The organism is Nocardia sp. NPDC127526, from assembly GCF_042672265.1.
Classification (GTDB): domain Bacteria; phylum Actinomycetota; class Actinomycetes; order Mycobacteriales; family Mycobacteriaceae; genus Nocardia.
On sequence record NZ_JBHXVO010000004.1, the window covers coordinates 219,050 to 236,685 of the forward strand.

20 protein-coding genes are annotated in these 17,636 nt (G+C 67.4%); 3 read left to right on the forward strand and 17 right to left on the reverse strand.

Going from position 1 to position 17,636, the window contains the following annotated elements; translation table 11 throughout:
- Positions 1-24 precede the first annotated feature (24 nt).
- Entirely contained in the window at positions 25-609 is a 585-nt protein-coding gene (locus ACFVIV_RS09825) for a helix-turn-helix domain-containing protein (RefSeq protein WP_379194466.1), read from the forward strand.
- Between the two features lie 6 nt (positions 610-615).
- Here the strand turns inward: ACFVIV_RS09825 and ACFVIV_RS09830 are convergent, their stop codons facing one another.
- Positions 616-1,617 (reverse strand): zinc-binding alcohol dehydrogenase family protein, encoded by a 1,002-nt coding sequence (locus ACFVIV_RS09830; protein WP_379194941.1) that lies wholly within the window; start codon positions 1,615-1,617, stop codon positions 616-618.
- A gap of 235 nt (positions 1,618-1,852) precedes the next feature.
- Here ACFVIV_RS09830 and ACFVIV_RS09835 point away from each other — a divergent pair, with 235 nt between their 5' ends.
- On the forward strand, positions 1,853-2,632 hold the full coding sequence (locus tag ACFVIV_RS09835; protein ID WP_379194468.1) for an SDR family NAD(P)-dependent oxidoreductase: 780 nt from the start codon (positions 1,853-1,855) through the stop codon (positions 2,630-2,632).
- A 3-nt stretch (positions 2,633-2,635) separates the two neighbouring features.
- On the opposite strand, the gene ACFVIV_RS09840 is transcribed toward ACFVIV_RS09835, so the two are convergent.
- From ACFVIV_RS09840 to ACFVIV_RS09910, 15 genes are all read right to left on the reverse strand, one after another.
- Entirely contained in the window at positions 2,636-3,277 is a 642-nt protein-coding gene (locus ACFVIV_RS09840; RefSeq protein WP_379194470.1) for a TetR/AcrR family transcriptional regulator, read from the reverse strand.
- The gene (locus ACFVIV_RS09845) at positions 3,274-3,975 is read right to left on the reverse strand and encodes a TetR/AcrR family transcriptional regulator (RefSeq protein ID WP_379194943.1); all 702 of its coding nucleotides are present in this window, start codon (positions 3,973-3,975) and stop codon (positions 3,274-3,276) included. Before ACFVIV_RS09845 ends, ACFVIV_RS09840 begins: the two co-directional genes overlap by 4 nt.
- A complete protein-coding gene (locus ACFVIV_RS09850; protein WP_379194472.1) occupies positions 3,915-4,598 on the reverse strand; it encodes a hypothetical protein in 684 nt (227 codons plus the stop codon). Before ACFVIV_RS09850 ends, ACFVIV_RS09845 begins: the two co-directional genes overlap by 61 nt.
- A gap of 12 nt (positions 4,599-4,610) precedes the next feature.
- Positions 4,611-5,561: an MlaD family protein gene (locus ACFVIV_RS09855; protein WP_379194474.1), complete on the reverse strand. Its 951-nt coding sequence runs from the start codon at positions 5,559-5,561 to the stop codon at positions 4,611-4,613.
- On the reverse strand, positions 5,558-6,565 hold the full coding sequence (locus ACFVIV_RS09860) for an MlaD family protein (RefSeq protein WP_379194476.1): 1,008 nt from the start codon (positions 6,563-6,565) through the stop codon (positions 5,558-5,560). The genes ACFVIV_RS09855 and ACFVIV_RS09860 overlap by 4 nt, the downstream gene beginning before the upstream one ends.
- Positions 6,562-7,479, reverse strand: a complete 918-nt coding sequence (locus ACFVIV_RS09865) for an MCE family protein (RefSeq protein ID WP_379194477.1) — start codon at positions 7,477-7,479, stop codon at positions 6,562-6,564. The genes ACFVIV_RS09860 and ACFVIV_RS09865 overlap by 4 nt, the downstream gene beginning before the upstream one ends.
- On the reverse strand, positions 7,480-8,493 hold the full coding sequence (locus tag ACFVIV_RS09870; protein ID WP_379194479.1) for an MlaD family protein: 1,014 nt from the start codon (positions 8,491-8,493) through the stop codon (positions 7,480-7,482).
- Entirely contained in the window at positions 8,490-9,497 is a 1,008-nt protein-coding gene (locus ACFVIV_RS09875; protein ID WP_379194481.1) for an MlaD family protein, read from the reverse strand. Before ACFVIV_RS09875 ends, ACFVIV_RS09870 begins: the two co-directional genes overlap by 4 nt.
- The gene (locus ACFVIV_RS09880) at positions 9,494-10,540 is read right to left on the reverse strand and encodes an MlaD family protein (RefSeq protein WP_379194483.1); all 1,047 of its coding nucleotides are present in this window, start codon (positions 10,538-10,540) and stop codon (positions 9,494-9,496) included. The genes ACFVIV_RS09875 and ACFVIV_RS09880 overlap by 4 nt, the downstream gene beginning before the upstream one ends.
- Positions 10,541-10,543: 3 nt before the next feature.
- Positions 10,544-11,413, reverse strand: coding sequence for an MlaE family ABC transporter permease (locus tag ACFVIV_RS09885; RefSeq protein WP_379194485.1), 870 nt, complete (start codon positions 11,411-11,413; stop codon positions 10,544-10,546).
- On the reverse strand, positions 11,413-12,243 hold the full coding sequence (locus tag ACFVIV_RS09890; protein ID WP_379194487.1) for an MlaE family ABC transporter permease: 831 nt from the start codon (positions 12,241-12,243) through the stop codon (positions 11,413-11,415). Before ACFVIV_RS09890 ends, ACFVIV_RS09885 begins: the two co-directional genes overlap by 1 nt.
- A 604-nt stretch (positions 12,244-12,847) precedes the next feature.
- Positions 12,848-14,104, reverse strand: coding sequence for an NAD(P)/FAD-dependent oxidoreductase (locus ACFVIV_RS09895; protein ID WP_379194489.1), 1,257 nt, complete (start codon positions 14,102-14,104; stop codon positions 12,848-12,850).
- Positions 14,101-14,286: a rubredoxin gene (locus tag ACFVIV_RS09900; RefSeq protein WP_379194490.1), complete on the reverse strand. Its 186-nt coding sequence runs from the start codon at positions 14,284-14,286 to the stop codon at positions 14,101-14,103. Before ACFVIV_RS09900 ends, ACFVIV_RS09895 begins: the two co-directional genes overlap by 4 nt.
- Positions 14,283-14,468 carry a rubredoxin gene (locus ACFVIV_RS09905; protein ID WP_379194492.1) on the reverse strand — a complete coding sequence of 62 codons (186 nt, stop codon included), beginning with the start codon at positions 14,466-14,468 and terminating at the stop codon, positions 14,283-14,285. The genes ACFVIV_RS09900 and ACFVIV_RS09905 overlap by 4 nt, the downstream gene beginning before the upstream one ends.
- Positions 14,468-15,691, reverse strand: a complete 1,224-nt coding sequence (locus ACFVIV_RS09910; protein WP_379194494.1) for an alkane 1-monooxygenase — start codon at positions 15,689-15,691, stop codon at positions 14,468-14,470. The genes ACFVIV_RS09905 and ACFVIV_RS09910 overlap by 1 nt, the downstream gene beginning before the upstream one ends.
- 106 nt (positions 15,692-15,797) lie before the next feature.
- On the opposite strand from ACFVIV_RS09910, the gene ACFVIV_RS09915 reads away from it, so the two are divergent.
- Positions 15,798-16,397, forward strand: a complete 600-nt coding sequence (locus ACFVIV_RS09915) for a TetR family transcriptional regulator (protein ID WP_379194496.1) — start codon at positions 15,798-15,800, stop codon at positions 16,395-16,397.
- Between the two features lie 22 nt (positions 16,398-16,419).
- Here the strand turns inward: ACFVIV_RS09915 and ACFVIV_RS09920 are convergent, their stop codons facing one another.
- Positions 16,420-17,598: a hypothetical protein gene (locus ACFVIV_RS09920; RefSeq protein WP_379194498.1), complete on the reverse strand. Its 1,179-nt coding sequence runs from the start codon at positions 17,596-17,598 to the stop codon at positions 16,420-16,422.
- Positions 17,599-17,636 lie beyond the last annotated feature (38 nt).

The following is a 17,636-nucleotide window of genomic DNA, read 5'->3' on the forward strand; positions in this document are numbered from 1 at the left end:
TTGCCGATCTGGCAAACTGGCGGCATGGAGAACATCGACCGGACCCTCGATGCGGTCGGCCCGCGGCTGCGCGCCCTGCGCAAGCAGCGGCAGACCACCCTCGCCGATCTGTCGGAGGCGACCGGCATCTCGGTGAGCACGCTGTCGCGCCTGGAATCCGGGGCCCGCCGCCCGACCCTGGAACAACTGCTGCCGCTGGCCCGCGCGCACGGGGTGACCCTCGACGAGCTGGTCGACGCGCCGCTCACCGGCGATCCGCGCGTGCATCTGCGGCCGATCAAGCACGGCCACATGACCATGCTGCCGCTGACCCGGCGGGCGGGCGGCATCCAGGCCTACAAGATGATCATTCCGGCGCAGACCAAGCGCCAGGAACCGGATCTGAAGGTGCACGAGGGCTACGAGTGGATGTACGTGCTCAACGGCCGGCTGCGGGTCGTGCTCGGCGAGCACGATTTCATCCTCGTGCCGGGGGAAGCCGCAGAGTTCGACACTCATATTCCGCACTGGTTCGGCGCGGCCGACAACGAGCCGGTCGAGTTCCTCAGCCTCTTCGGCAAACAGGGCGAACGCGCGCATATGCGAGCGCAGCCGAAAAGGAAGAGCTGAAAGGGATTACGGCACCAGCACCGCGGCGCCCGCGAACCGCCCGTGGGAGAGATCCGACAGCGCCCGGTCGGCGGTATCGAGCGGATACGGGTGCACCGTCACCTCGATCCGATGCCTGCCCGCGATCGCCAGGAACTCCCGCGCATCACCGCGGGTATTGGCGGTGACCGAGCGAATCTCCCGCTCCTGGAACAGGTGCCGCTGATAGTTCAGCACCGGGATATCGCTCAGGTGAATTCCGGCGATGGACAGGATCCCGCCCCGGTCCAGGGCCTCCAGTGCGGGCGGCACCAACTCGCCCACGGGTGCGAACAGAATCGCCGCGTCCAAGGCCACCGGCGGGCGGTCCGCCGCCCCCTGTACCGACGCCGCCCCCAGCTCGGCCGCCAGCGCCCGCGCCTGCGGATCCCGGGTCATCACATGCACTTCCGCGCCCTCGGCCAGCGCCACCTGTGCCGCGATGTGCGCGCTGCCGCCGAATCCGTAGATCCCCAGCCGCCCGCCCTCGGGCAGCCCGGTCCGCCGCAGTGCCCGGTATCCGATGATGCCCGCGCACAGCAGTGGAGCCAGCTCGATATCCGCGTACCCGGCGGGTAGTGGGAGCGCGTAATCCGCGGGCACCGTGGCGAATTCGGCATAGCCGCCGTCGGCGTCCCACCCCGTGTACAGCGATCGCGGGCACAGGTTCTCCGCGCCGTGCAGACAGAATCGGCACTCCCCGCAGGTGTGGCGCAACCACGCGATCCCGACCCGATCCCCCGGCGCGAACTCGCCATCCGCTGCCGCGCCGACCGCCACGACCTCCCCGACCACCTCGTGCCCGGGCACCACACCCGCCCGATGGACCGGCAGATCCCCTTCCGCCACATGCAGATCCGTCCGGCACACCCCGCACGCCAGCACGCGGACCAGCAGCTCCCCCGCGCCGGGTTCGGGAACGGCGGTGTGCCCCAACGCCATCGGCGCGGTGTCGATCGCGCCGGGCGTCATGACGTGCCACGCCCGCATCGACCGTTGATGCGCTATCTGCCGCACGGTTCCTCCCTGCTGTCGCCGGTCATCGAGTGCGCGTGTGCTTCGCCCTCCTATCCTGCCTCGGTGAAGCGGGCGCCGGCGGCAACCATGCGGTCGACGGTGTAGGACGGGTCGAGCAAGGCTTCGGGGGTGTACACGCCCGGGGCGACGGATCCACCGCGTAGACCGACCTCATCATGGGTTGCCTCGACAGCATAGAGTTTCGCCGGTGACCGCTCACGACTATCTTTCGAGCCTGTTCTCCCTGGAAGGCAGGGTCGCCCTGGTAACCGGCGGCAGCTCCGGAATCGGCAAGGCCATCGCCACCGCTCTCGCCCGCGCGGGCGCGCAAGTCGTCATCGTGGCTCGCGACAAGCACCGGCTCACCGAAACGGCCCGAGACCTCCGCGCCGAGGGCTGCCGAGTTCGTTGGCTCAGCGCAGATCTCGCCGACCGCAACGAGGTAGCCGACGTCGCCGACGAGACTCCGGACGTGTTCGGCCAGGCCCCCGACATCCTGGTGAACTGCGCCGGCGTCAATCTCCGCCCACCCGTCGCAGCCCTGCCGGAGGTCTGGGACACGACCATGGCCGTCAACCTGGTCGCGCCCTTCCTCCTCGGGCAGTCCTTCGGCCCGGAGATGGCGGAACGCGGCTACGGCCGCATCATCCACATCACCTCCCAGCAGGCCCACCGAGCCTTCGCCAACAGCGGCGCCTATGGCGTCTCCAAGGGCGCATTGGAATCCCTGGCCCGCTCCCAAGCCGAGGCCTGGTCACCCTACGGCGTCACCTGCAACACGCTGGTGCCCGGGTTCGTGCCCACGCCGCTGAATGCTCGAATGTCCGCCGATCCGGACATGGTCGCCGCACTCGCCGCCCGCACCCTCATCGGCCGCAACGGCCAGGCCGACGACTTCGCCGGCGCCGCAGTCTTTCTCGCCAGTCCGGCCGCCGCCTACATCACCGGCCAATCCCTCTTCGTCGACGGCGGCTTCTCCGTGCACTAGCGGCTACGCGGCGGGTTCGGTGCCCAGGGCCGAGGTGAGGAAGTCGGTCAGTTGCGTGCGGACGCGGTCGCGGGTCAGGCCGTCGGCGCCGTCGCGGAGGGCGGAGAAGAGGGCCGAGACGAGGATGGAGAGGAGGAATTCGCCGGCCGTGTCGACGTCAAGGTTGGGGTCGAGGAAGCCGTAGCGGAGGCTTTGGCGGACCTGGTCCACGGCTTGCATGCCATAGCGGCGGGCATTGCGGAGGCACCGGTCTATGACGGCGTCGTCTATCGAAGCGGCTTCCAGCAGAAGGAAATTGACCAGACCGGGTTCTGTGGTGGCGAGGTCGAAGCAGCGGTCTATGACGCGGGCGTAACGGGCGGAGAAAGCGGCCAGGGTGGCGGGGACGTCGTCGCCTTCGGGGCCGAGCAGGCTGTCGCGGATGCGGTCGAAGCAATGGTCGATGACGGCGTCGAGGATGTCGCGCTTGTTGTCGAAATAGTTGTAGAAGGTGCCGTGGCTGACGCCGGCGGCGGTGGCTATGTCGTCGACGCTGATGGTGCGGAACCCGCGGGTCATGACCAGGCCGTAGGCGGCGGCGATGAGATCGGCGCGGCGTTGTTCCAGGCGGGCGGCGCGGCGGGTGCTGCGGGCGGTGTCGGTCACGAGGCGACGCTCGGCAGGCGCAGGGCCTTCTCCAGCAGGTGCAGGAGGGTGGCGGTGGTGCGGCGGCGTTCGTGCGGGTCGCTCACGCCGTGCAACTGCCGGAGCAGGCCGGGGCCGACCATCATGACGATGGCGTGCGAGAGCACGCCGGTGTCCAGGTCGGGGCGGATCCAGCCCGCGTCCACGCCGCGGGTGAGTTCGGCGGCGACCAGGGCGGCGGTAATGGCTTCCAGGCCCAGGAGCCGTTGCGCCAGTTCGGGATCGATCGCCCCGGCTTCGACCAGCAGCAGGCGCAGCAGTTGCGGTTCGCGTTCGACGAGGTCGTAGACGCGGTCGGCCGCCGACCGGACCGCGTCGGTGAGTTCGGCGACACTGGTCGCGGTGCCGAGCAATTCGGGCAGCTGCACGGAGGCCATGACCTTCTCTATACCGAAATCGATGACGTGGTCCAGGATTTCGCGTTTGCTGCCGAAGTAGCGATAGACGGTGCCCTGCCCGATCCCGGCGCGCGCGGCCACCGCGGAGATGGCGGTGGCCTCGTAGCCCTGGGCGGTGAACACCTCGTAGGCGGCTTCGATGATTTGCCGGCGCCGCCGCAGCGGAAGCTCGTGCTGCGGCGGCCGGCCTGTGCGGGAGGCTATTTCGCGGCCCCGTCCTTGGTGGCGGCGTCCTTGGGGCCGTAGTCGACGACCACCCAGTCGCCGCCGCTCTTGGCCACCGTGACCACCAGCAGGTTGGGCACGGTGGCCGGCTCCTGCTGCTGAATGTTCTGGGTGCGCTGGGTGGCGTAGACCGTGACCGCGTACTGGTCGTTGCCCTGGGACTCCACCGAGGTGCCGACGACCTCGCCGGTGGCCACGACCTGGGCCTCGGTCATGATCTTGGCCAGGGTGTCGTGCACCTCGTTGTAACGGTTGGCCAGGGCGTCGGAGGTGCCGCGCTGCACGCCGTCGAAGAAGGCGGGCAGATTCTGGTAGTCGTAGGTGAGCGAGCGCAGGGTGTAGTCGCGCGCCACCTCGGCGGCCCGGTCACGGTCGGCCTGAGCGGATTTCAGCGCTTCGAGATCACCGGACGCGCCGTGCCAGAGAATGCCGAGGACGACGGAGACGACGGCCAGGATCGCCGCCGCCGCGGCAGCCAGCGGCAGCAATGGAATCCCGGATCGCTTGCCGGGCTGCGCATCCCGTTCATCCACGACCGGAGCGGCTTTCGCCTCTTCGGGCTTCGCCTCCTCGGCCTTCGCGTCCGCGGCGGGCTTGGCCGGCGACACCGCCTCCGCGGTGGTCTCGGCGTCGTCAGGGGTCTTGTCGTTCTCACTCATGATGCTTTTCTCCTACCGGGGAACGTCGATACCGACATGGGCGGCGCCATCGCCGGGGAATACCGTGGACAGCAGATCGACGATCGATCCGGCGTCCACACGCAGTGGTTTGACCGCGCTGGTCGCGGGCTTCAATACGGTCGCGATATGCCCGAGATCCGGGCCGAGCAGGGAGAGATATCCGTCGATCTTGGCGACCAGCGGACCCAGCGGATCGTCCCAGATGTGCTCGCCCACAATCGAGTAGTTCTGGAATGCGGCAATGATGTGCAGCAGCTCCGGCAGTCCGGTGTCGATATCCCCGGCCGCCGCGCTGATGGTCGGCGCGCGGCCGTCGAACCGGTCGCCGAGGGTCTGCACGTTCGAATACAGGCGGGCGATGGCATCGCGCTTGTCCCGCAACAGGTTCGCGGTACTGATGAGCGCCTTGGTCAGATTGGCGACATCGGCGTCGCGACCCTCGAAGCCGGCGGCCACGGTGGTGGCCAGATGCTCCAGCCGCGCCGGATCCAATTGCGCGGTGAGGGCGTCCATCTTGGCCAGCGCGTCGCCGACCGTGGTGGCGGTGCGGACCTGCCGCGGCGGCACGATACTGCCGTCGTGCAGGTACGGACCCGCGCTGGTCTCGGGCCGGAAGTCGAGGAACTGCTCCCCCGCCGCCGAGAGATTGGCGATCTGCACCGGGGCGTCGACCGGAATCCGGTACTTCGAGTCGTATTCGATCTTCACCGCCAAACCCTTGGCGGTGGCGCTGATATCGCGCACCTTGCCGATCGGCAGCCCGCGCAGGGTCACTTCGGAGGTCTTCATGAGACCGCCGGAGCTGTTCAAAAGCACGGTGACGGTGTTTGTTTCGCGCCGCGGGTCGATATTGAGCACGCCGACGGCCATATAGCTGCCGCAGATCAGCGTCAGCACGGCCAGCAGCGCCATGGACACCGGGCCGGAGAAGGAGAGTTTCATGGCACCATCCCGATGGAACGCAGCGTGGTGACGAGCTGATCGGCCTGCACGTCCGCGGAGACCCGCTGTACCCGCACATCCGGGTTATTGAGGAACGGAATCAGCTTCTCCCGCAACAGGGTGTGAAAGGTCTCGAGGTTGGCCCCGAGCGTGATGTCGGAGTAGGCGATGGTCAGCGCGGTGGGCGCCAGAATCGACACGATGGACCGGAAGTCGCCGGCATAGGGCAGCAGCAGCTCCCCCGCATTGCGGGCCAGCCCGCCGCCGGTGATGATCAGCTTGACCACATTGAGCAGCACATCCGACAGACCGGCCGCGCGATCGGGCCCGAAGGTCAGGATGTCGTCCACCGCGGCCCGGCCGGACTCCAGCTTGCCGGTGATCCGTTGCGCGGAAATCAGGATCCGGTCCAATTCCGCTGTGTGACTCGCCATATCGTCGAGGGCGGCACGTCCGGCCGCATTGATCCGGTCCAGCTCCGCCGGATCGGACGGGAATGCGGCGTTCACATCCGCGACGAGCTGTTGCAGATCCGACCACCGGCCGCCGGTGATGATATTCGACAGCGCCCGCAGGATGTCCTCGACATTGGTGGCCGGAATGGTCTGCTGCACCGGAATGACGTCACCGTTCACGAGGAAGTCGGTGGCGCCGTTCTTGGGCGCTTCCAGGGCGATGTGGATATCGCCCAGGATGGTGCTCTGCCGCAATTCCGCGGTGGTCGTGCGGGGCAGCTTGGCATCGCTCTTCAGCTTCACCGTGGCGACGGCGGTACCGCCGATGAGATCGATGCGCTCGAGCATGCCGATCTCCACGCCCTCGGCGATCACCTTCGCCTTGTCCGGCAGATTCAGCACGGAGCCGAATTCGATGCGGATGGAATAGGTTTCGCCGCTGATGTAGGTGCCCGGAATCGGAATATCGGTGGCCTTGAGTCCGCAGCCGCTCAGCACCAGCGTAGCGGCGGTCAGCGCCGGAACCAGCTTGACGAGTGCGCGCTTCATCGGGCACCCGCCTGCGGCAGGTTCGCGGCCAGCGGCGGCAGCTGGGACAGCAGATCGGTAATGGATCCCTGGTTCCGCTCCAGCAGGTCGTTCAGCTGCGGCAGATACAGATCCAGCAGCGCGTAGACCTGCTGATCGTATTTGCCCACATTGCGGGCCAGCACCGGCAGGAATTCCACGGCGATATCCACGGCGGAGGCGAATTCGGCGGAGAACTCGCCGATCAGCTGCAAGCCCGCGCGCAGATTGTCCAGCACCGCCGCCATATCCGGCCAGTTGGTTATGAACATGGTGGTGAGCTCGTCCAGATTGTCCACCAGCCGACGGAAGACCACATCCTTCTGCGCCGGATCGCCGACCACCGCGGACAACCGCTGCAACAGCTGATTCCACTGCGGCCCGGTGCCGTCGATGGCCCGGTCCGCGGCGGTGAGGGTCTGGTCGAGCAGGGTGTCGCCCGGTTGCCCGCCGGTCAGATCCCCGGCCAGCGTGCCCATGGCGTCCAGCGCTTCGCTGATGCCGATCGGCGTCTTGGTGCGCTCCAGCGGAATGCACTGCGCGGTATCGTATTCCGCGCCGCCGGTATACGGCTTGGTCAATTCCACATGGCGGTCGGTCACAATGGAGCTCGACATGGTGACCGCCTGAATATCGGCGGGCAGTCGCACCTCGTCGCCGATCTCCATGGTGACGCGCATGCGATTGCCCAGCGCCTCGATCTTCGACACGGTGCCGATCTCGACACCGAGCATGGTCACGCTATTGCCCTCGTACAGGCCGACGCTGTCGGTGAATTCGGCGCACACGCTCTGTTTCGTCTCGCGCACCGAACTGTTCGCCCACGTCACCCCGGCCACACCGGCCACCACCACGACGGCGGTGCCGGCGGCGAGTGCTGTTCTACCCCAATTCATTCAGCACGCCTTGCCTTCGTAGGGAATGCACACCTGGATGCCCGCGGCGGGCTCATTCGCCGCCACTTGGACCCCGAGCAGGCCGTTCAGTCTGGCGATCACATCGCGCAGGCCCGCGATCACGGTGTCGAGCCGGCTCGGGTCGGCGAAGACCTTCGAGAACAGCTCCTCGAATTCGGTCACGGTCGGTTCGATGGAATCGCCGTAGGCCATGATCGGGCGGTGCAGGATCAGCAGCAGCCGTTTCACCAGGTTGAACACGCTGACCACATCGTCCTTGCGATTGCCGAGCGAATCGGCGACCGTGCCGAGCTGGCGGACGAAATTGGCCAGAATCGCCTTGTCGGTGGCGATGGCGGCAATGTATTCGTCCGAGATCTGCAGGGTGGTGTTCAGCTGATCGGTGCGCTGCGCCAGCAGGCCGGTGAGCTCATTGGCATTGGTGATCACACTGCGCAGTGCGTTCGGTTCCTGAGTCAACGCCGAGTTGAGCTCGCCGATGGTGGAGCGCATGGTGGCGGCGTCCACCTGACTGAAGATCGGCGTGCCCTTGTCGAGGATGTCGCTGAGCTCGAACGGGGTCGTGGTGCGCTCGGGCGGAATGTGCCGGTCGCCCAGCGCCTTGTCCCCCGCCGGATCCAGCGACAGGTAGTGACCGCCGATGGGGGTCAGCATCTTGACCTCTACCGCCGCCCGATCACCCACGCGCACATCACGATTCACCGTGAAGGCGACCTCGACGTGATCGCCCGCCAGCTCCACCGAGCGGACCTTGCCGACATTGATACCGGCCACGCGGACCTCGTCCCCCGGCCGCGCGCCGCCGGAGACCCGGAAGTCGGCCACATAGGTCTGCTGGCCGATGGGCACCACGTACAGCGCGGCCGCCGTGGTCAGCAGCACCGCGCAGACCGCGACACCCGCGATGCCCCAGCGCAATTGGGTGGGCTGATCGCCACGCCCGGCGATCACGTCCCGGATCAGCTCGCCGATGTACCGCACCAGTGATCTCATTTGCACACCACCAGGTCCTGGCTGTCGAGAATGACGCCCGCTACCGCCGGTAGCGCCGCCTCCCCGTTCGAACACGAAATACGCGGCTGTACACCCTCGCCCGGCACGGACTGATTGAGCCCGGTCACCAGCTGCGGTGCGAGCGCGAGGATTTGGGTCAGCTGATCGGTGGCGGGCACCAGGCGGCGCAGCAGGCCGTCCACCGGACCGTAGGCCACGTCGTAGGCGTCGCGGCCCTCCTCCACGATCGGAATGAGCGGCTTCAGCGTGCGATTGGCGTTGTCGATCGCCTCGAGCATGGTCTGGGTCCGGCTCGAGAACTGGCTCAGAATGCCGCCGAGCTGGTCCACCAGCTGCCCGACCGCCTGCGACTTGCCGCCGATCTCCTCCGACACCAGGCCCAGATTCTGGATGAGCAGCACGATCACGGCCTCGCTGTTGCGCGCGGTCCTGGTGAGCGTCTCCAGATCCGCCAGCACGGGACCGATGCCCGAGCCGTCGCCCTGGATCACCCGCAGGATGTTCTCGCCGAACTGGTTGAGCTGCGCGGGATCCAGGGTCTCGAACATGGGCTTGAAGCCGTTGAAGAGCTTGGACACATCGAAGCTGGGAATGGTCCGCTGCACCGGGATCGTCGCTCCCGGAACCAGTTTCGCCGCCCCCTGCCCCTCGGTGAGCAGCTCCACATAGCGCTGGCCGATGAGGTTCTGATACCGCACCGCGGCCTTGGTGTTCTCGTACACGGGCCGGTCGGCGTCCACGGTGAACTTCACCCGCGCCTGGGCGCCGTCGAGGGTCACCGCCTCCACCTTGCCCACCGCCACGCCGGACATGCGCACCGAATCACCGGTGAACAGGCCCGACACATCGGTGAACACGGCATCGTAGGTCACCTTGTCGCCGGGCACCGGGGTGCGCAGCGCCGTCACGATGAAGACCGAGCAGGCCGAGACGATGAGCAGGAAGACAACGAGTTTGACCGAGGACTTGGCGACGTCGTTCATCGGTCGCCTCCCGGGTCAGCCGGCGCGGGCGCCAGCGAATCGGCCAGATACGGCATGGTTTTCACGATCAGTTCGAGTTGCAGCTGCACCCGGCCGTCCACCACCGGGAAGGCGCCGTCGATGGCGTGCAGCAGATTCGGGATGCGGTTGTAGGCCGGGGTCACGGTGCCCAGCGACACCGCGATGGGAACGGCCAGGTCCAGAATGCCGCCGATGATCTTGTCCAGATCCGGATTGTGCCGCCCCAGCAGATCCGCAATGCCCTTCAGCACAGCCTGATCCACGCCGTCGGTGGCCTTGTTGGTGCGGGCGCGGTTGACCGGATCGCCGAAGTAGGCGCTCTGTTCGAGCACCGCCAGAATGGCGCGGCCCGCCGACGGAGTGATGTCGGCGAAGGCGCCGGTCATATCCGCGCCGATCTCGAGGTAGTGCGACAGCGGCGCGCGCTGGCCGTCGGCCAGGGTGCGGGCGGTCTCGAAGAAGGACTTCAGGACCGGGCCCATGCTCTCGGCATTGTCGAGCATCAGATCGATGAGCCGGCGCATGGTCTCGGAGTCGAGCACCTTGGTGAGCCGGGCCGCGCGCCGGAACACCCCGGCGACGGTGGCATTGGTGGCGTTCTCGCCGATCTGCAGCACGGCATGTTCGCGCAGCGGCCCGCCGCCGTCCCCGTCCACCAATTCGATGGCGCTGGAACCGAATACGTTCGACGAGGTGAACCGGGCGGTGACGTCCTCGGTGAGCGCGCCCGCCTGCTTGCGGTCGATCTCCACCTCGATGCGCTGGCGCCCGTAACCGACGGTCACCACCTCGCGGACGGTGCCGATGGCATACCCGCGGAACTTCACCTCGGCGCCGGGCGCGAGACCCTCACCGAGGGTTGCGGCTTCGACGGTCAGCTCGAAGCGATCCGCGAAATTGCCTCGCGCATAACCGGTCAGCACCACGGTCACCGCCGTGATCACAATGGCGATCACCACGCCGCGGGCACGCAGCGCCCAAGCCCCGGCGCTGCGGCCGGAATGATCCTTGAAGACGGCCATGAGCTACCCCGAAATCCTGATGCCGACATCCAGGCCCCAGATCACGATCGTCAGGATCATGTCCAGGATCACCACCAGCACCAGGCTGGCGCGAATGGCCCGGCCCGAGGCCCGGCCCACGCCCTCCGGTCCGCCGGAGGCGTAGAAGCCCTGGTAGCCGTGGATGAGAATGATGGCGACCACGAAGATCGTCGCCTTGAGCAGTGAGGCGAGCACATCGCCGGGTTGCAGGAAGGCGTCGAAATAGTGGTAGTAGGTGCCCGAGGACTGCCCGTGCAGCACATTCACCACCGTCGCGCACGACAGGTACGACAGGATGAGCGTGAGCAGGTGCAGCGGGACGATGGTGATGACGCCCGCGATCACGCGGGTGGTCACCACGAACGGCATGGGCCGGATGCCGATGGCCTCCAATGCGTCGATCTCCTCGGAAATGCGCATGGCCCCGATCTCGGCGGTCATGCGGCAGCCGGCCTGGGCGGCGAAGCCGATGGCGGCCACCATGGGCGCCATCTCCCGGGTATTGGCGTAGGCAGAGACGAACCCGGTGAGCGGGCCCATGCCGACCATATTCAGAGCCGTGAAGCCTTCCACGCCAATGGATCCGCCGACGGCGATGCCGAGGAAGGCGAGCACCGCCACGGTGCCGCCGCCGACGATGATGGCGCCCGAACCCCAGGTGATGTCGGAGAGGATGAGCATGGTCTGGCGCCGGTAGTACCGCAGCGTATGCGGGACGGCGGCCAGCACCTCGTAGACGAAAGTCGCTTGGTGCCCGAGGGATTCGAAGACCGACAGCGGCGCCTGCGCGCCGCGCTCGGCCATGCGACCGGCCGCGCCGAGCGGCTGATAGCGGGCGGGTACCTGTGTCATCAGCCCACCTGCGTCGGAAGGAACATCGAAACCAGCTGGGTGATCACCAGGTTCACGCCGAAGGCGGCGATCACCCCGATGACCACGGCCGCGTTCACGGCATTGGCCACGCCCTTCGGGCCGTGCGTCGCCTCCAGTCCCCGCTGGCAGGCGACGATCAGCACGATCACCCCGAAGATGATGGATTTCACGATGGCCACGGCCAGATCGCTCATCTTGGCGAAGGCCGCGAAGGCCGACAGATAACTGCCGGGCGTGACGCCCTGGAAGCCGACGGCGATCACATAGCCGGTGAACACGCCCATGAAGATGATCAGCATGCACAGCAGCGGCGTGAGCGTGATCATGGCCGCCAGCCGCGGCGCGACCAGCCGGCGCACCGGGTCGATGCCCATGGTGCGCAGGGCATCCACCTCATCGCGAATGGTTCTGGCGCCCAGGTCCGAGGCAATGGCCGAACCGGCCGCGCCGCCGAGCAACAACGCCGTCACCATCGGCGCGCCCTGCCGGATCACGCCGAGACCGCCGGCCGCGCCCGAGACCGAGGAGGCGCCGACCTGCTGGGTCAGGCTGCCGACCTGGACGGCGACGATGACGCCGAACGGAACCGCCACCAGCACAGCGGGAATCGCCGTCACGGAGACGATTAACCAGCCTTGCTGCAACGTGTCCCGCCACGGATGTTTGAGACCGATCAGGTCTGTGAACAGGTAGCGAAAGGCCGCCACCCCCAGTTGCAGGGTCCGCCCGAACGTGCGCAACCCCGAGAGAACGAACTCGATTGCCTGCCGAATCAACGGCTCCGGCCCCCGAATGGCCTTGTCGACCAATGCGTACCACCCCACTGCCCCACTGTTGGCTGAATGCCGACTGGGTCACAGTAATACAGTTTTCCGACTGACGTGTCAGTCTTCACTCGGTCGCGTGAAAGGCTTGACCTACCAGGGGATTTACATGAAGAATGCGCAACTTCGGCGGAATGATCATTCCCCGAACAGAATTAGCAATCGCCTGGCAAATGCGAAACGAAGAAACTCATTTTCGGCTGATTCACCTGCATTTCACTGTTGCGCGAAATTCGCTCGGGTTGAGCCCGTCACAGATCGGCCCAGACAGTTGGCGGTTTTCGCCTGCGCGGCGGCCCCGGCCAGTGGTGACAGTACCGTCACAGCAACCCTCCCCTGTCGCGCGATCCCCGGTGCGGGCCATTGCGCAGGGCCTTGCTGGCCAGCGCAACGACCTTCGGCCACAGCGTAACCGGCGTGCCAGCAGCCCGCCCGCCATCGCCGGACCCGTTCGCCCGCGATCATGCCGCAGTCAAGGTCCATGTCCGGATGGGGACGCTCCCGGGCGACTGTTCGCGGCACATCTGAGACAGCTCCGCGCGCGAGAACGTGTCCGCTCACACCGCGGCGGTTCCATACCATGGCGACATCATGCGCCACCCGGTCCGCGCTGTCCGGCGAAGTCGGCAAGACGGGCAATCGGGATGGATTCGTCTGCGCCGGAGGCCGGATCCAGCAGGATGCGGCGGGCAATGAGAGCGCGCGCCGCGCGGATATCGGCGGGACGGCCGAGGGCCACCGCACCGGTCAGCCTGCCATCGCGCAGCGCGAGCACCGTGAGGTTGCGACTGCCCGGCGAACCCCGCACCACGAGTTGGTCATTCGGCGCGATTCGTCCCGCGAACTGCAGGTTGAGACCATATTGAGTGGACCAGCCCCACGGGACCTCCGCATCGCCGGACGCGATGCCGAGCATGGATCGCGCCGCCGCCGCGCCCTGGGACCGGGCGCTGTTCCAATGTTCCTCGCGCCGATGCACACCCGGTTCCGGATCGAACCGGGCCGCCACATCACCCGCCGCGAAGATTCCCGGAGCCGAGGTGCGATACCGCTCGTCGACGAGAATGCCATCGGCGATATCGAGTCCGGCCGCGGCGGCAAGTTCGGTATTCGGGACCGCCCCGATGGCGACCAGCACCGCGCCGGCGACCCAGCGGCGACCATTCTCGGCCACCGCGGCCACCCCATCGGCGGTGCGCTCCAGGCGACTCAGACGGACTCCGGTGTGCAGTTCTACGCCGTGCTCGCCGTGCAGGTCTCGATAGCATTCGCCGATGACCGCGGGCGCCACACGGTCCAATGGCGTGGCACCGGCGTGCAGAACGGTGACGCGGGCGCCGAGCCCGCGCGCGGTGGCCGCGACCTCACAGCCGATGAGCCCGGCGCCGACGACGAGCAGGGACCCGTCCGCATCGAGCGCCGCGCGGATCGCGGCGATATCGGCGCGCTCGCGCAGCGTATGGATGCCCGCCGTGACCCCGGGCGGCCCGGCCATCCCGGGTAGTGTGCGCGGGCGCGCTCCGGTGGCGAGAAGCAGGCTGTCATAGCCGAATTCGGTGCCGTCGGCGAGCCGGACCGCACGGCGATCCGGATCGATGCGCACGACGCCCGAACCGGTGCGCACATCGATCCGCTGCGCGTGCCAGAAGTCGGCGGGTTCGAGCAGTGCCCGCTGCTCGTTCGCCGTGCCCGCGAGTAGCTCCTTCGACACCATCGGGCGTCGATACGGCGGGGAGGCTTCCGCGCCCAGCAGCACGATCTCGCCGCAATAGCCTTCGCCGCGCAGTGTTCTCGCCGCGGTGGCGCCGGCGACCCCGGCGCCCGCGATCACGATGCGCCCGGTCACGCGCGGCTGACCTCGACCATCTCGAAGTCCGATTTGGCCGCGCCGCAATCCGGGCAGGACCAGTCCTCGGGAATATCGGCCCAGCGGGTGCCCGGCTCGATGCCGTCCTCGGGCCAGCCCTGCGCCTCGTCGTATTCGAAACCGCACTGCAGGCAGCGGAACAGTTTGTAGTCGGTGTTCATCGCGGGTGATCCGTTCTGGCGGAGATGGATTCGAAGTCGATCTTTTCCCGGACGCCGCAGTCCGGGCAGCACCAGTCGTCCGGCACCGCGGACCAGGGCGTACCGGCCGGGAAGCCCTCGCGGGGCGCGCCGGCCGCTTCGTCGTAGACGTACTCGCAGACCGGGCAGCGATAGGCGGCCATCACCGCGCCCCGTACTGCGCGAGCACGCGAGCGCGCTTGCGCGGCTGAATGTTCACGCGGGTGATATCCCCGCGGTAGTGGTCGAGCACCCGGTGGTCCATGACCTTGCGCCACAGCGGCGGGAAGTACGCCAGCCCGATCATGCTGGCGTACCCGCTGGGCAGGTTCGGCGCGCCGTCCATGCTGCGCAGGATCTGATACCGCCGGGTCGGGTTGGCGTGGTGATCACTGTGGCGCTGCAGGTGATACAGGAAGATATTGGTAACGATGTGATCGGAGTTCCAGCTGTGCGCCGGGGTGCAGCGCTCGTATCGGCCGCTCTCGGTGCGCTGCCGCAGCAGCCCGTAGTGCTCGAGGTAGTTGACCGTCTCCAACAGGGTGAAGCCGTACCCGGCCTGAATGACGAGATAGGGCAATACCGCCGGGCCGAACACCGCGGTCAGCGCGCCCCAGAGCACCACCGACATGAGCCAGGCATTGAGTACGTCATTGTGAATGCTCCACGTGCGCTTGCCGACTCGCTGTAGCCGCGTCCGTTCCAGCTCCCACGCCGAGCGCAGGCTCCCGAAGACGCTGCGGGGCAGGAAATTCCAGAACGATTCGGCGAAGCGGGCGCTGGCCGGGTCCTCCGGGGTCGCGACGCGCACGTGATGGCCACGATTGTGCTCGATGTAAAAGTGACCGTAGAAGGTCTGCGCCAGCGTGATTTTCGACAGCCAGCGCTCCAGTTCGTCCTTCTTGTGGCCGAGTTCGTGCGCGGTATTGATGCCGACGCCGCCCAGTACGCCGATGCTCAGCGCCAGGCCGATCTTGGCGGCCAGGCCCAGCCCGCCGTCGACACCCAGCCACGACAGATCGTCCGCCGTCCAGAGGTAGCAGGCGAAAACCACACTCAGCAGCTGGAACGGAATGTAGGCGTACACGCAGTAGCGGTAGTACCGGTCGTTCTCCAGCATCTCCATCACCTCGTCCGGCGGGTTCTGACCGTCGGGGCCGAAGAAGCGATCGAGGATCGGCAGCAGCACATAGACCAGCAGCGGCCCGATCCACCACCAGACGGGTGCGGCGGCCTGCCAGCCCAGCTGGTTGAACGCCCACACCAGGGCGGCGGCCAGGAATATCGCGGTCGGGGGCACCAGGCCGAACAGCCAGAGGTAGCGCTTGCGATCGCGCCATTGCGGCAGCGCGGCGGCGGTCGGCTCGTCGCGTCGGGACGTCGTCATGATCGAACTCCTTGTTTACACTTCTCGAAGAAGTGTATTCAGTAGATACACATGAAGCTCGGTTGTCAATGACAGGACGGATGACGTGCTCATGTACCATCGGACCGTGGTCGATGCGCCGAATTTCCAGACCGAGATGCGCCAACTCCTGCGCGAGCGGGTGATCGACACCGCGCGCCGCATTGTCTGCACCGAGGGGTGGGGCGCGGTGAACATGTCGCGCCTGGCCAAGGAGGTCGGAGTGAGCCGGCCGGTGCTTTACAAGGAGATCGGCACCAAGGAAGTGCTCGCCGAGGTCGTCATCCGGCGCGAGCTCGATACGTTTCTGGTCGGCGTGGCCGGCGCCCTCGCCGCGCATCCGGACGACGTGCACGCCGGATTCACCGCCGCGGTCGACTACACGCTGCGCACCGGCGCGGACAACACACTGCTCAAGGCCGTGCTGGCGGGGCGGACCGCGCCCGACACCACGCTGCTGCCCGCCCTCATGACAGAGCCCGAGCCCGTCCTGGGCCCCGCCGTCGCCGCGGTGACGGCGGCGATCCGGGCGCAGTACGGGCTCGCGGAACTCTCCGATGCCGAATTGGCCACGCGCACCGAGATTCTGGTGCGCCTGGCCTTGAGCCATTTGTTCCAGCCGACCGGCCCCATCGACATGGCCGTGGCGCAGATCGACCTGGTGATCACGACCGTCTTCGCGCGCTAGCGACGGGCCGTGCTCGCAATGATCAGAGGTCGACGGCTCGCTCGCGCAGTCGCGCCAGCGCCGCCTCGTCCGGCCACTGCCGCGCCTCGAAACGCGGCGGGTTCAACCCGGGCAGCGGCACCAGACCCAGGATCTCCACCACCGCGTCGAACGGCACGGTGCAGTCCACCTCGACCTCGCCGTCGGCGTCCATGCGCGCGAAATGCACGTAATCGGCTTGGGGCAGCAGATATTCCACGTCCTCACCCCAGATGGTCACGGTGACCGGACCGGAATCGGTCGGCTGGAACAGCACCGATCCGGCGAAGGCGGGCTCCAGACCGGGAATCGATTCCAGGCCGGCCTCGGATTCCTCGTTCAGGAAACGGGTGTGGATCGAGTACTCGGTGACGGCCAGCCCGGCGCGCGCCCGCACGGCCCGCGCCCGCGCCGGATGGTCGCCGAGCTGATCCAGCGGCACCACCCTCCCGAAGTCGTCGATGGTGTACCCCTGCGGTGAAATCTGCCGCGCCGCTTCGCCGTACTGCTCCTCGACCATCTCGAAGACCTGTTCCAGGATTTCGGCATCGTCGGGCACCAGCAGCAAGGTGTCATGGTCCGGAATGAACGCCACCGGACGATGCGCGCCGCCGCCGTAGCTCGCCAGCCATCCGGGCACCAGCAGCCACGAGCCGATGTAATGGTCACCGCTGTCGACGAATCGAATGAACTGCAGCTCCTCCGGCGCGCCCGGCTGCGCCAGCCCGGCCACATTCTCGCGCGCGGCGTCGTACACCTCCTCCGGCGTCACACCCCAGTCCCGCACCATCGTCGAGGTCACATAGCTGCGGATGCGCGGCATATCCACCACCACGGCCTCGTCCACGAATGGAAACGCCGGGCGCGCAAACCGTTCCGCGCCCGGCCCGATGGTCCCCATCCCGTGCGTCACCGGTCGCAGCACGGTCCGTAGCAAGGGCCGCGCCGTCTCCCAATCCTGCGGCGGCTCTTCGATGCTCGTCACCGCGGCGACGAAATGATCGATCCGCTCCTGCATCTCCTCCGCCGACTCCCCCGCCAGCTCCCGGAACACATTCCCCAGGTACATCACCTCCCCGCCGCTGTGCCGCACCTCGAATTCCTCCGCGTCGTACTCCCCATCGGTCACCCCGCGCGCCCGCAGACTTCCCAGCACGGCCTCCGCGAACTGCTCCCGTTCCATCCCGGACTACTCCCACCACTCGAAATCACTTGTCGCCG